The organism is Nanoarchaeota archaeon (assembly GCA_018897155.1).
In the GTDB taxonomy this organism is placed as follows: Archaea; EX4484-52; EX4484-52; order EX4484-52; family LFW-46; genus LFW-46.
Genome location: JAHILE010000019.1, coordinates 1 through 12,650 on the forward strand (window position 1 = coordinate 1; position 12,650 = coordinate 12,650).

Consider the following 12,650-nt stretch of genomic DNA (forward strand, 5'->3'; position numbering starts at 1 on the left):
CTAAATAATTGTCCGCTCTTTTTAAAAAAAACGTGCCGACATCTAAGAATAGTTTTAAAACCGGTTTTGAATACTCATGATTTAATAAGCAAAACCCCGGATACTTTTCCAAAGTCATTTGGCTCCGCATATATTATTATATGAGCTGCAACAATAACTAATAATATGGCTACCTACACTATAGGTATAAAAGCAGGATTAATTTCCGGCATCATAACAGGAGTTATTTTCTCAATAATATTATCAACACTATTTTACGCAACAATGTCAAACGCCTCTCCGTCCTTTGGAACTTCGGAAAAAACAATAGCGGAATTAGCAGGATTCGGCAAAATTGAAGGAAATAATTCAATGGATGCCGCAATATTTAGAATAATCGCCATCATGCTCGGTGGAAGCATTCTCATAGGAGTTATCTTAGGCATTGCAACCTCTGCAACAATTGCCATAACAAAACGCGGAACGTCATTTTCCGTAACTGTTTTAATATTGCTCGCGCTGTCGGCATATTATTATCAAAAATATGATAATTTGGTTAACATTCTGGAATATGCCGCTTCAGAAACAGATATTAATGAAAATCTTAAGCTATTGATGATTTTAACAAACATAATGCCGCCCATAATTTTTGCCGCAATTGAAAGCATGCTTCTGAACTATTTCTGGGGCATTTACACAGTTGTAAACTTCACACATACGCCAATTATCAAGAAAGAGATACCGATTCAGACAAATCCGGTTAACGCAACATATAATGCAAATGCGCCAGTACCAATTCCTCAAAAATCGGCTCAAACGTCATTACTTGTAAAATCGCTTCAAATGGTGCCGCCGCCAAGACCGCCACAAATACAGCCTGCTGTACAACAACCTACCCAAAATTCCACTCTGCAAAAAAATATTCCGAATGATTTAGAAGAGTACATTCTTGATTGTCTGAATAAGGGTATATCTGAAGAAGAAATAATATCAATGTTTGTTGGATATGGCTATGATTCCGAGGCTATTGCTGAGTTGATATATGAAAAAACTGGCGCAAATACGAAATCATGAAGTCAATAATAAGAGAATCACCTAATTTTGTATCTAAGCATCATCTCGTTCGCTTCTGCGAACTCGAAGCTTTTGAGACACACGGCGCTGTTGCACAACAAAAAAGTATATCAATAGCCGAAGCCAAATATCCATTGCGGCGTAAGCCGCAAGGGAGATAAAATGGGCAAAAGAAAGACGCCGATTAACTGGAAAACATACAACAAGGAACTTGTAAACCGGGGCAAAAACGTTGCAATGTTCCTGAAAGCAATGACTAATTCAGACGTTCTTGAATCGGAATTAGAGCAGATGAACGACAAAAAGAACGGACATCCGTACAAATATCCCACTTCGTTGATAATATTTCTTTATGTGCTGAAAGCGATAACTTCCAAAAGCTACCGTTTTCTTGAAGGCTATTGTTGCATGTTTTTGGAGAAAAGTCCGGAATATTCAGTTATTTTCAAAAGGGTGAACAAACTTCCAAAAGAGACAATGGATGATATAAACCGGAAAGTGATTGCTGCTGCCTCCGGCAGCAAAACAATAGAAGTTATTCTTGATGCAACTGGATTACAAGTAAACGGAACCTATGTCTGAATAGATGAAAAATATAAAGAAAAAAGAAAACGAAAGTGGAAAAAAATACATTTGGTAATTGATGCAAAGACAAGAGCGATATTGTCTGCAAATGTCTTAAGAAAGAATAAAAATGAGGGAGAACATAACGAATTTTCAAAGTCTTTGAAAAAAGCAAGCTGTGCAGGAAAGATAAGCAAGGTTTATGCCGACGGAGCATACGGCAGCAAGGCGAATTTTTTGCTCTGTGAGAAAACCGGGATAAAACCAGTTATCCGAATAAGAAAACCTACTGTAAGAAATGTTGCCGGACGTAGACTATTGAATAAACGGCTCATACCGCATAAACGGCCTATGTTCAAATTTGACACAAGAGACAAATATGCTTTTAAACAAAGCAATTGGCGTTCATTTGTTGATACCGAAAATTATGGAAAAAGAAGCGGGATTGAAGGCGTAATCGGCTCTGTAAAGCGGTTTTTTGGAGAACATTTGCACTCCAAAAAGGACGAATGTATTGAAAGGGAAATTGAAGCAAGGGTAATGACTTGGAATATTATGGTTTGTTAAATCGATTCACTTATGGGTGCCTGTCGGCACCCTCTTGTGCAACAGCACCGAGACACGCCCGAATTATTTTCTAATAAGATATCTCAAAACGGCTGCAAATCCTCCAAGATTGAAAAGCTTCTCTCCGGATTCATGCGTTGAATTTATTATGTGCACCACACCGGAATTTTTCTCGACTTCAAAAATTATTTTCTCGGTTTCCTTGTCACGCAGCATTTTATCTGACACAAGCAGTTCCGCTATCGCGCCGTTTTCAGCAGCAGATGCAACTTCTTTTTTTCCATAGATTCCAAGGCCCGTGTCTTTTCCAAGATGCTCAAGGAATTTTTCGACAAAATTTGTTTCAAGGGACAGCCTGCTTTCCGCAAGAATCTTCTCAAGCCCTCCGCGCTTTATGACTTCGTTTACTCCGGTTTTTCCGGTGATGCTTACAGGCGCAAGGATGCATTTCCCGACCCATGCAAGCTTCCGTTTTTTTATCAGCGCCATAATATTTTCTTTTGCAAAGCCGGGGCCTGCAATGATAATTTTTTCAGCGCTTGAATTTGCATCAAGCATTTTGATAACGTCATCATAAAAAATGTCCGGGCTTGACGCACTTGACGCACCATATTCTTTTCCGGCACTTTTAGATATGATTGTAGAAAAAATCTTTGCATCAAGTTCTGTAGCTTTTGCAAAATCCGCCCGGCGCTCATCCACAACGCAGATGATGAGGTGCATGCCCTTGTAAGTTATGCTATCATCAAGCCGGATTTTGTCGCTTCTAGCCCATTCCTTTTCAATATCAAGAATTGTGTTTGGCTCAACCGTTATTGTGTGGTAGCCGTGCGAAACGTCATCCGGTCCTTCTGTGATTTTTCCAGTAAGGCGCAGCGCATTTCCGTCTTCATCAAATTGCATTTTCTCAATTTTCAGCTTAAGATAAACCGGTTTTTTCTCGTTGGTGTCTGTGCGCTGGATTGTGCGGACTGTGCGTGCTCCGACAACATCTTCTTCTGCAAGAATATTTTTCAGATTCCACAAATCATCCAGTGTCTCCGGCTTTATCTTTACGCCGTGCTTGAAATCTTTTTTCAGCAATTTCATAAACATTTCAACTCTTCAAAATAAATAGTTCAGCTCTTCAAAACCAATATATTTTTTAAATCTGCCAATGACGTTATTTTTGCATCGGGCAAAAACTTTGGATTGATTTTATAATCTCGCCATGGCGTTGATTCTTCCATTGGCCTTTTGTATAGTATTGTAAACATCCCCTTCTTTTTCGCGCATTCAACATCCCTCAAAGGATTGTCGCCGATATATGCGCAATCTTTAGGCTCTGCTTCCAGCATCCCTAATAAGCGGTCAAATATTTTTGGGTCCGGCTTTTCTATGCCGATTTCGTCGGAAACAACTATGCCTGAAAAGAACTTATCGATATTCATCCAGCCGATAGACGCTCTCAAGTCCCAAAAGCGGTCGTCGCTGAAAAGCCCCTGCACAAATCCCTTTCGATTAATCCAATCAAGCACTTCTCTGATTTCTTTGTTTCGCGGCTCGTTTTTTATGTGAGCCTCAAGTTCCGCCCGGTATATCTGAAGAATTTTCGGGGCAAGCATCATTATGCCGGCAGGTGTTACGCCGAGGCTTCTGAGCGCGTCTGCAAGTATCGGCTCTTCCTGCGCGAAATGGGTGCAATGCAGATAATTGATGCGGAGATTCGCGCTCCTCCACGCCTCAATAAAACGTTTTTCGCTTATTTGCTGCCCGGTTTTCCCAAGTTCCTTTGCGCATTTTGGCGCGATTTTTTCAAGAACTTCAGGAAACGGATCCAGCATCAATGTATTCCCATAATCCCATAATACGTATTTAACTGGTATTTGAGGCATAACTAACATTATTCTAGAGACTATTTATTGATTGATATTGCCTAATTGCTATGGTGCTGTTGCACAATTCGCAGAGCACATACACCTTAGCGTTATCTGCAAAGCTAAAACCGAGTCATTCAAAATTCTTGCGTTCAACGCTAAGATTTGAGCAAGAATTTTGGCATATATAAATCTTATGCAGCGGCGCCAATTGCTATAAGATACTTAATGGATGCCCGATTCATTGAATTCACAAAAGAGGTTTGACAACAAGCCCGGGAATTGCGGACTGAAAAGGATTCTTATTTTTCAGTACGCTATGAATCATCTCTTTCTTAATTTCACGCTCCATTGGATCTAACAACTCCATAAAATAATCTATGGCGCTTTTACGCATACCCTTGCGCGCAAAGAATTCGTAGTCCTGGTCGGCTTGGATATTTTTGGGTTCATAATATAACTTGCCGCATCTATCCATGCGCGTTATCGTCATTTTGTGAAGATTGACATTCGAATAGCCCATTCTGGCAATATTGAGCGCATCTTTATGCCTTACCACTACATTACTGTCTGGCAAATGCTCCTCATTCTTAAACTGTCCGAAATACACCTCGCCTATTCCGGTATCCATTATCATTGATGTGCAACGTTCACACGGAAAGCCCGTACTGATTAATATTCCGCGGCTTAGTGCTTTATCGGCAATTTTATTTTCAAGAAACGCTCTTGCATCTTTCACAGTCCATTCGCTCGAATCCACACCGTAAAAAAGAGCAGTCAATATTGCAGAACCTTCAGCACACAAAGACGGGCAAGTTACAAATTCCAATCCATAATTCTTGTCGCGCGCGCAAAAATCAAGCCCCTTTTCTTTGCAGGAGCAATACTCGTCTCCATTAACTCCGACATAATTTCGGCCGTTTAAATTAAGTAAGGCGGCAACATGCCGTTTATTGCAATGGCTATTTTCCTCATACCCTTTAAGGAATTCATATCTGTCAAGAATAAAATCATTAGCCATATAAATATTTGCGAGAAAAAATATATAAATGCCTAATTATTGATTACTATGATGTAATTACAAATAATTGCATTTAAACTGTAAACATCGCCCAATTCATTTATTCTTTTTAAAAAACAGCCACGAATTTTTCGCGCCATTAAATGCTGTTTTCAAAAGCACATATTTTCCTAAAAGTTTTTTTCCGTGGAAATCAGCGATTATTTCTTTGCCTGAAAATTTCTCCGGCATGTAAGTTCCGCAATCCCATATTTTGACAACGCCTGCGCCGTACTGCCCCTCAGGAATTGTGCCCTCAAACTTCGCATAATCAAGCGGATGATCTTCAACCTGAACCGCAAGGCGCTTTATCCTTTCCGCAAGCGGCGGCTCTTTAGGGACTGCCCAGCTTTTCAACACGCCGTCGTGCTCAAGGCGCAGGTCCCAGTGAAGGTGCGATGCGTGGTGCTCGTGTATGGCAAAAATCAGGTCTTTGCCTGCTGATTTTATCGTTTCTAAAGGCAATGGCTCTGAAGTCTTTGTGAAGTCCCGCTTTTTAACATATTCTTCAAGAGGCATACATATCATTGTAAAACCTGCCTTAAAAAGCTCTTAAAAACTATAAATAAACCGGCGCCAAATAGTATTGCATGGCGTATAAAATTCAAAAGAAGGCTGAAGAAAAAAAAGAGGCTCCAAAAAAGCCGATTGAACAGCGCAAAAGCGACCACATAACTCTTTGCCTTTCAAAAGAAGCCGAAAGCAGCAAAACAGGATTTGAAGACATACGGCTGATTCATAAATCACTTCCAGAAATTAATTTTGAAGAAGTTGACATATCAACCACATTTCTTGGGAAAAAACTGAATGCTCCGATAATCATAGAAGCGATAACCGGCGGCTGTGAAGAAGCCGAAAAAATAAACAAGAACCTTGCAAAAGCGGCAGAGCGCGTCGGCGTTGCATTTGGTGTGGGCTCTGAAAGGGCTTTCATGACCGCTCCTCAGCTTGCGGAAACATATAAAATCAGGGATGTCGCGCCAAATGTATTTCTTATAGGAAATCTCGGCCTGATACAGTTCAGGAACGGCTTTGGCGATAGGGAATTCAACCAGGCGATTTGCGAAATTGACTGCAACGCGCTTGCAATTCATCTGAATCCGCTTCAGGAGCTTTGCCAGCCGGAAGGGGACAAAAACTGGAAAGGCTGCACGAACGAGCTTGCGGAAATGTGCAAGGCGGGCTTTCCGATAATAGTTAAAGAAACGGGTGCTGGAATCAGCGCGGAAGTTGCAAAATCAATTGAACGCGCCGGCGCAAAAGCAATAGATGTTTCAGGCCTTGGCGGAACAAATTTTGCATTAATTGAAAGCTACAGAAACGGTGTGTCCGGCTTTGAAAACTGGGGCATTCCGACAGCATGCTCAATCATTGAAGTAAGAGGCGCGGTAAGAATCCCTATAATTGCATCAGGAGGCATACGTTCCGGAGTGGACATGGCAAAATCAATAGCTCTTGGCGCAGATATGTGCGGGGCGGCATTGCCGTTTCTGAGGGCGGCTGTAATAAGCGATATAGCTGTTGAAGAAAAGCTAAGAGAATTCATAATGCAATTGAAGATCGCGATGATTCTTACGGGGTGTAAAAATATTGCAGAACTGAAGAAAACAAAGTACATTATTAGCGGATTTGTAAAGGAGTGGAAGGAACAGCGGGTGAGATAAACCGCAATAAATCCATAAAATAGATATTTAAACACTACTTACAAGTAATTCTATATGAACTTATTAAAAAAACCGCTCGTAACTCGGGGCTGGGATAAGGATATTCTGGCGAAATATGAGCTGGGAGATGTTCCGCTGGTTATGGGAAATATGACTAACCAATGCAACTACAACTGCATTTATTGCCATACTGATGCGGGCAAAAAAGACGAAAATGAATTAAATGCAGACGAATGGATTAGGATTCTTGATGAAAGCAAAGAACTTGGAAATGAAGTTTTCTGGATTGGGGGAAAAGGAGAACCGATTCTTGACAATGCGTTTAGAAAAGTAATCAGGCATGCAGATGATATAGGGCTAACTACGGTATTAAACACGAACGGAAGCCTGATTACGAAGAAAAGAGCGAAACTATTATATAATAACAATGTAAGCCCCGAAGTCAAAATAATCAGTTTTGACGAAGACGTGTATGATTATTTGTCAGGCACTATTGGAAATCTGCCCGCATTGCGCAAAGGGCTGAATAACTTGATTAAAGCGGGCTATAGAAAAATAGTTGACGAAACAGATGATGCCCGAATAACCAGAATGTCCGGAATGCTGTTAATGGCAAAACCCGCTTATCAATCAATGCCTGATGTTTTCAGGTATTGTGACCGCAATAATTTCGCCCCGGTTGTCAGTGATGTTGTTGCTTCCGGAAGAGTTGTCAAGCGCGGAAATTTAGACGAATTAAAGTTATCTGATGAAGAAAAAAAGAATATATGGGAACTCGGTTCTGAGATAATGAGTTATCCTTTGAACAAAGGAATAGAAGAGTGCCAGATACAATACGGCATAGTTGTTCAAAACAATGGCGATCTTATCATTGATACTTATGGCATGTCGTGCGATGTCTGTGATTATTATGGGAGGCGGGTAGCGGGAAACCTGCGTGAAATATCGCTAAAAGAAGGATGGGAAATAATAAAAGAGGAAAGAAAAAGAAACGAGACTGCGCGCAAAATTGCGTATGATCAGTTTAAAGAAGAATGTTCGGCTTGTCTTGCTTCGTGCCCGATGGCACACAAATCCCAAAAAGATTATTATGGCTTGAATTAATCGCGCGCGATTTTTTCGCCGAGTTTTTTCAGCTGCGAAATCACCTGAAAATTTGCTGCGATTTCTCCGGGCTTTTCAGCTTTTCCAAAAACAGAGCCGACAAAGTTCATGCCGCATATTTTGCAGGCGCTCTGCAAATAGCCAGTGGCGTTCTTTCCGGATGTTTCAAATTCCTCTTTTCCGGAAATCAGTATCGCGGCTTTTTTGTTTTTCAAAGACTCTGCATAAGGGTCTAAGCGGTCAATCAGGTTCAATAGCTGCGGTGAAACCATGTCGTAATAGCACGGGCTTGCGAAAATTATCGCGTCTGCATCAATTATTTTTTTAGCAATCAGATTAAAATCATCAGATTTTCCGGTTCCGATAAATTCAACATTCAGGTTTCTCAACAATATGATGTCAACATCCGCGCCGTTTTCCGCTGCACTATCCAATACGGTTTTCAGCATGAATTCAGAATTTCCTTTTCTTGGGCTGCCGCAGATTCCGACGATTCTCATACACCATATCTGTCCGTCAAAACTTATATCCTCTCCCCGCCAATAAATATCATGCAACACAATGCAAATCTCGCCGCGCTTGAAACAGAGCTCAAGCTCCGCGGATTTTCCCCGCGCACTGTAAAGACATATCTTTTCTACAACAAAAAGTTTCTGGAATTCACAAAAAAAGAGCCAAAAGACGCAACAGAAGACGATATCAGAAAATACCTTGCTGGAAAAATGTCAAGCGGCGAAATTTCGACATCATCAATCGCCTTGATGAAAGCCGCGCTGAAATTTTTCTATGACGACCTGCTGAAAAAAGGCATTGTCAATATCAAGGCGCCTAAAATATCGAATAAACTGCCGGTTGTTCTGACGCGCGCGGAAATAAAACGGCTCATTGACTGCACAACAAACGAAAAACACAGGCTGATGCTGCTGCTTTTATATTCCTCCGGACTTCGGCTTTCGGAATGCATAAACCTGAAATACGGCGACATCGACCTTGAAGATGGAATGGGTTGGGTGCGCTCGGGAAAAGGAAAAAAAGACAGGATGTTCATACTTTCAGAAAAGCTGCGCGATGCCCTCAAAAAAGAAGCGAAATCAAGCGACTATGTTTTCACTGGCAGGAACGGGCCGATTAAGGCGCGCGCAGTGCAAAAGCTTGTTGAAAACGCGGCAAAAAGAGCAAAGATTGACAAACCGGTGCATGTGCATACGCTGCGCCACACTTTCGCAACGCATCTTCTTGAGAATGGAACGGATATAAGAAAAATACAAAAGCTTCTCGGACATTCAAACCTTCAGACAACGCAAATATATACTTCAGTCTCAACAGAAGAATTGAAAAAAGTCAAAAGCCCCATGGATAATCTTTAATGACAGTTACCTCTCAAACCGGAGTAAAATCCGTTCACTTCGTTCTCGGCTTTTGAATCTGCGGATTCAAAACATACATAAGCTTTATAAATCTAAGTAGATAATATTTCTTACTATTCCGCTTGGTGCAACCCATGTCCTTTGATGCTTCTTCCTTTTGATTCAAGAATTAGCTTTAGGCATCACAATAAAGAAATAAAGCCAAGGGAATACTTAATAAACCAGTACCTGCTGAGCACAATTCGCCATGGGCCCGTAGCTCAGTCTGGTAGAGCACCGGGCTCTTAATGTCGGAAGAACTTTAGTTCTTCTGGAAGGGTGAGGCTTTTAACCAGACGAAATTCGTAACTGAAGAAACCCGGGTGTCGAGGGTTCAAATCCCTCCGGGCTCGCTCATTTTGAACAATTCACAATATATACTATAATGTTCAAAAGCCGAGAGCGCAAAGCGAAATGATTTTAGACAATCACAACGCGTATTGGGTTCAAAATCTTGGAAATCTTTGATTTCCATAATGCATATCATCAACATAAAAACGGCAATTAATTGGGGTAGATTATTTGACTGAAAAAGGCAAAACAAAAAAATCCGAAGCTGCAGAAACTGTAAAAAAGGAGCCGAAAGAAGAAATAATTCACTTTCTAGTGCCTAAACAAGAGATTCTTTCGCCGGATAGCATAGCAGAACTTCTTGAAAAAATGAAAATTAAAGTGGAAAATCTCCCCAAAATAGGAATCAACGATCCTGCAATACAACACCTCAATCCAAAGCTTGGAGATGTAATAAAAATTACAAGAAAAAGCGCAACCGCCGGAACTTCATACTATTATCGTATGGTCATAGAGAGCAACATAATCATATCTGATGAAAGCGAAACTGAATAAATCAATCAATCGAAATCCAACATATTGATTAAATAAAATACTAGGTAATAGTTATGCAGGAACAAACATTGCTTCAAACATTCTTAAATGAGCAAGCGGATAAAAACGCTTTTGTGGCCCACCAGATAGACTCATTCAACGATTTTGTATCCCGAAGGCTTCAGCGCACAATAAACGAAATCGGAAAAGTCACAGTTGAATTGTCCTCAGGCGAATTCCTTGACATAAAATTCGGGACGGTAAATCTTGGAAAACCAATAATCCGCGAAGCAAACGGCTCGACAAGATCCATACTTCCGCAGGAAGCGCGTCTTCGAAACCTCACATACTCATCCCCGCTGCTTGTCGAAATGACTCCGGTATTTGAAGGCAAGGCACAGGAAACAGAAGTTGTTGAAATCGGAGAAATCCCGATAATGATCAAATCGGTCCTCTGCCCTCTCTCGACAATGAACAAAGGCGAGCTCGTTCTTGCAGGAGAAGACATAAAAGATCCGGGCGGATACTTCATAATCAATGGCACTGAAAGAGTCGTAGTTCTTCTTGAAGAAGTCGCCCCGAACAAACTCATATTGCAGAAAGATGGCGAAGAATTTTTCGCGCGCATCAACAGCGAACGCAGCGGATATGTCCAGCGCCATGTGTTTGAGAGAAAGAGCAACGGCGTAATTGTTGCAAAATTCGCAAACATAGTTAATACGCCGATTCCGATAGTCGCGCTGATGAAAGCGCTTGGAATGGAAACCGATAAAGAAATAATAGAGAACATAATCACAGATAATGAAAGCGAGCTTGAAGAAACATACACAAACATCTATGAAGTAGAGGCATGCACGCGCGATGAAGCAATCGATTACATCGGAAGGCGGATGAAAGTAATGCAAAAAGAGCATAGGGAAACAAGAGTTCTTCAGCTTCTTGATACATACCTGCTCGGCCATATAGGGCAAAGAGTCGAAGACAGAAAGAAAAAAGCAAAATTCCTTGCAATAATCATGAGAAAGCTCATCCATGTAAAACATGGAACGCTCACCGTTGATGACATAGACCACTATGCAAACAAGAGGCTCAAGGGTGTCGGCGATCTTTTCGAAGACCTTTTGCGCTCGATAATCCTTGGAAGGTGGGGGCTTGTCGCAAGATTACAGTACAATTATCAAAAAATGATGAAGCGCGGAAGAAAATTCCTGAAGCTTCAAGGTGTCGTTGTTTCAGACGTGCTCACAAAGCAAATCATGCGCTCAATGGCAACGGGAAACTGGATAACTGGAAAAACCGGCGTATCGCAAAGGCTTGAGCGAAGCAATTTCATAAGGACAACAGAGCATCTTCGAAGCGTTGTTTCAGCACTTTCATCAACGCAGGAGCATTTTGAAGCAAGAGAACTGCACGCAACTCATATGGGAAGGCTTTGTTGCATAAGGACTCCTGAAGGGCAGAACATAGGGCTTAGGAATTTCCTTGCAATGGGCGCTAAACTGACACAGCCCGCAACAGATGCAGATAACTTAAAAATACTCACAACAATCAAGGCACTTGGCGCAAAAACAGACGGTTAATTAAAGGGGGAGATAAAATGTATAAGGTAAACCTAGCAGAAGTTATGCTGGAAACAACGCACGGCGGACCAGGACATAAACGCGCGCTCGTGAATAAGGAGGACGTAAGAAACCCGCACCTGATGTTCATGAACGAGGTGTATGTTCCCCCAAAAAGCGTATTGAAACTACATGTTCATCCGGACCTTGAAGAAATACATTATTTTATACTTGGAACAGGAAAAATGCTTGTCGGAAACGAATACATCAAAGTCAAAAAAGGAGACAGAATAATAGTCCCGCCAAAAAGCAGCCATTGCGTCGTAAATGCGGGAAATTCAGTGATGAAATACATTTGTCTTGGAATAAAATTATAGAGGCTTGGCAATGAATAAAATACTGAAGTTTTGCGTTTTTTGGGCAGTTGAGCTCAAATATCAATTCACAAAAACTGAAATTTGAGTGTGAATTTTAAAAAACGCAAAACTTGAATAAAATATTGCTTATAATCGATGTACAAAAATATTTTATTAATGATTTAACAAAGGATTTACCTGAAAAAAATCAAAAAATATATTGAAGAAAACAAAAGTAAGTTCAGCAAAATAATATTTACGCAATTCATAAACAACGGAAAAAACAATTTCGTAAAATTAATGGACTGGCACGAAATGTCAAAACCGCCGCAAAGCGACATCGTCGATGAGTTGGCGCAACTTGCAACAAAAGAAAACACAGTCGTAAAAAATAGCTATTCCGCTTTCAAAAACAAAGGATTCAGAAAAATTTTGAAAGATAATAAAATAGAAGAGATATGGATTGCGGGAATAAATACCGAACAGTGTGTTTTTACAACGGCAATCGAAGCATTTGACCTCGGCTATAAACCAGTCATAATTTCAGGCTTGTGCAGAAGCAGCGCAAATGCGGAATGGCACGCAACTGCAATTAAAGTCATGGTTGATATGATTGGTGAAAAACAGGTTGTATAA

General features: G+C 40.8%; 15 protein-coding genes and 1 tRNA gene. 11 read left to right on the forward strand and 5 right to left on the reverse strand.

Translation table 11 applies throughout. From position 1 onward, the window contains the following. The first annotated feature begins 165 nt into the window (after positions 1-165). From KKB09_01845 to KKB09_01855, 3 genes are all read left to right on the forward strand, one after another. Positions 166-1,053, forward strand: coding sequence for a hypothetical protein (locus KKB09_01845; GenBank protein ID MBU4299937.1), 888 nt, complete (start codon positions 166-168; stop codon positions 1,051-1,053). Between the two features lie 162 nt (positions 1,054-1,215). Next, positions 1,216-1,635 carry a hypothetical protein gene (locus tag KKB09_01850; protein ID MBU4299938.1) on the forward strand — a complete coding sequence of 140 codons (420 nt, stop codon included), beginning with the start codon at positions 1,216-1,218 and terminating at the stop codon, positions 1,633-1,635. After that, positions 1,636-2,184: a transposase gene (locus KKB09_01855; protein ID MBU4299939.1), complete on the forward strand. Its 549-nt coding sequence runs from the start codon at positions 1,636-1,638 to the stop codon at positions 2,182-2,184. Between the two features lie 63 nt (positions 2,185-2,247). On the opposite strand, the gene KKB09_01860 is transcribed toward KKB09_01855, so the two are convergent. The 4 genes from KKB09_01860 to KKB09_01875 form a co-directional block, all read right to left on the reverse strand. Next, the gene (locus KKB09_01860) at positions 2,248-3,273 is read right to left on the reverse strand and encodes an mRNA surveillance protein pelota (GenBank protein ID MBU4299940.1); all 1,026 of its coding nucleotides are present in this window, start codon (positions 3,271-3,273) and stop codon (positions 2,248-2,250) included. Positions 3,274-3,302: 29 nt separating this feature from the next. After that, positions 3,303-4,058: an HAD family hydrolase gene (locus tag KKB09_01865; GenBank protein MBU4299941.1), complete on the reverse strand. Its 756-nt coding sequence runs from the start codon at positions 4,056-4,058 to the stop codon at positions 3,303-3,305. Between the two features lie 232 nt (positions 4,059-4,290). Next, positions 4,291-5,061, reverse strand: a complete 771-nt coding sequence (locus KKB09_01870) for a hypothetical protein (GenBank protein MBU4299942.1) — start codon at positions 5,059-5,061, stop codon at positions 4,291-4,293. 96 nt (positions 5,062-5,157) lie between these two features. Beyond that, entirely contained in the window at positions 5,158-5,619 is a 462-nt protein-coding gene (locus KKB09_01875; protein MBU4299943.1) for a 3'-phosphoesterase, read from the reverse strand. 71 nt (positions 5,620-5,690) lie between these two features. On the opposite strand from KKB09_01875, the gene fni reads away from it, so the two are divergent. Continuing rightward, positions 5,691-6,764 (forward strand): type 2 isopentenyl-diphosphate Delta-isomerase, encoded by a 1,074-nt coding sequence (fni, locus tag KKB09_01880; protein ID MBU4299944.1) that lies wholly within the window; start codon positions 5,691-5,693, stop codon positions 6,762-6,764. 54 nt (positions 6,765-6,818) lie between these two features. Next, positions 6,819-7,868, forward strand: a complete 1,050-nt coding sequence (locus KKB09_01885; protein ID MBU4299945.1) for a radical SAM protein — start codon at positions 6,819-6,821, stop codon at positions 7,866-7,868. Here KKB09_01885 and KKB09_01890 read toward each other — a convergent pair. After that, positions 7,865-8,368 carry a flavodoxin family protein gene (locus tag KKB09_01890; GenBank protein MBU4299946.1) on the reverse strand — a complete coding sequence of 168 codons (504 nt, stop codon included), beginning with the start codon at positions 8,366-8,368 and terminating at the stop codon, positions 7,865-7,867. The genes KKB09_01885 and KKB09_01890 overlap by 4 nt on opposite strands. A 51-nt stretch (positions 8,369-8,419) precedes the next feature. Here KKB09_01890 and KKB09_01895 point away from each other — a divergent pair, with 51 nt between their 5' ends. The 6 genes from KKB09_01895 to KKB09_01920 all read left to right on the forward strand — a co-directional run bounded on the left by KKB09_01895 (position 8,420) and on the right by KKB09_01920 (position 12,650). Beyond that, positions 8,420-9,235 (forward strand): tyrosine-type recombinase/integrase, encoded by an 816-nt coding sequence (locus KKB09_01895; protein ID MBU4299947.1) that lies wholly within the window; start codon positions 8,420-8,422, stop codon positions 9,233-9,235. Between the two features lie 249 nt (positions 9,236-9,484). Next, positions 9,485-9,627: transfer RNA gene (locus KKB09_01900), tRNA-Lys, on the forward strand. Between the two features lie 238 nt (positions 9,628-9,865). Further along, entirely contained in the window at positions 9,866-10,120 is a 255-nt protein-coding gene (locus KKB09_01905) for a DNA-directed RNA polymerase subunit H (GenBank protein MBU4299948.1), read from the forward strand. 53 nt (positions 10,121-10,173) lie between these two features. Then, a complete protein-coding gene (locus KKB09_01910) occupies positions 10,174-11,679 on the forward strand; it encodes a DNA-directed RNA polymerase subunit B'' (protein ID MBU4299949.1) in 1,506 nt (501 codons plus the stop codon). 17 nt (positions 11,680-11,696) lie between these two features. Then, complete coding sequence (locus KKB09_01915; protein MBU4299950.1) at positions 11,697-12,035, forward strand: cupin domain-containing protein; 339 nt, start codon at positions 11,697-11,699, stop codon at positions 12,033-12,035. Positions 12,036-12,206: 171 nt separating this feature from the next. After that, positions 12,207-12,650, forward strand: a complete 444-nt coding sequence (locus KKB09_01920) for a cysteine hydrolase (GenBank protein MBU4299951.1) — start codon at positions 12,207-12,209, stop codon at positions 12,648-12,650.

Bases quoted from the DNA above. Each gene is read 5' to 3' on its own strand.
- KKB09_01845 (MBU4299937.1), top strand. From the start codon at position 166: ATGGCTACCTACACTATAGGTATAAAAGCAGGATTAATTTCCGGCATC.
- KKB09_01850 (MBU4299938.1), top strand. From the start codon at position 1,216: ATGGGCAAAAGAAAGACGCCGATTAACTGGAAAACATACAACAAGGAA.
- KKB09_01860 (MBU4299940.1), bottom strand. From the start codon at position 3,273: ATGAAATTGCTGAAAAAAGATTTCAAGCACGGCGTAAAGATAAAGCCG.
- KKB09_01865 (MBU4299941.1), bottom strand. From the start codon at position 4,058: ATGCCTCAAATACCAGTTAAATACGTATTATGGGATTATGGGAATACA.
- KKB09_01870 (MBU4299942.1), bottom strand. From the start codon at position 5,061: ATGGCTAATGATTTTATTCTTGACAGATATGAATTCCTTAAAGGGTAT.
- KKB09_01875 (MBU4299943.1), bottom strand. From the start codon at position 5,619: ATGCCTCTTGAAGAATATGTTAAAAAGCGGGACTTCACAAAGACTTCA.
- fni (MBU4299944.1), top strand. From the start codon at position 5,691: ATGGCGTATAAAATTCAAAAGAAGGCTGAAGAAAAAAAAGAGGCTCCA.
- KKB09_01885 (MBU4299945.1), top strand. From the start codon at position 6,819: ATGAACTTATTAAAAAAACCGCTCGTAACTCGGGGCTGGGATAAGGAT.
- KKB09_01890 (MBU4299946.1), bottom strand. From the start codon at position 8,368: ATGAGAATCGTCGGAATCTGCGGCAGCCCAAGAAAAGGAAATTCTGAA.
- KKB09_01895 (MBU4299947.1), top strand. From the start codon at position 8,420: ATGCAACACAATGCAAATCTCGCCGCGCTTGAAACAGAGCTCAAGCTC.
- KKB09_01910 (MBU4299949.1), top strand. From the start codon at position 10,174: ATGCAGGAACAAACATTGCTTCAAACATTCTTAAATGAGCAAGCGGAT.
- KKB09_01915 (MBU4299950.1), top strand. From the start codon at position 11,697: ATGTATAAGGTAAACCTAGCAGAAGTTATGCTGGAAACAACGCACGGC.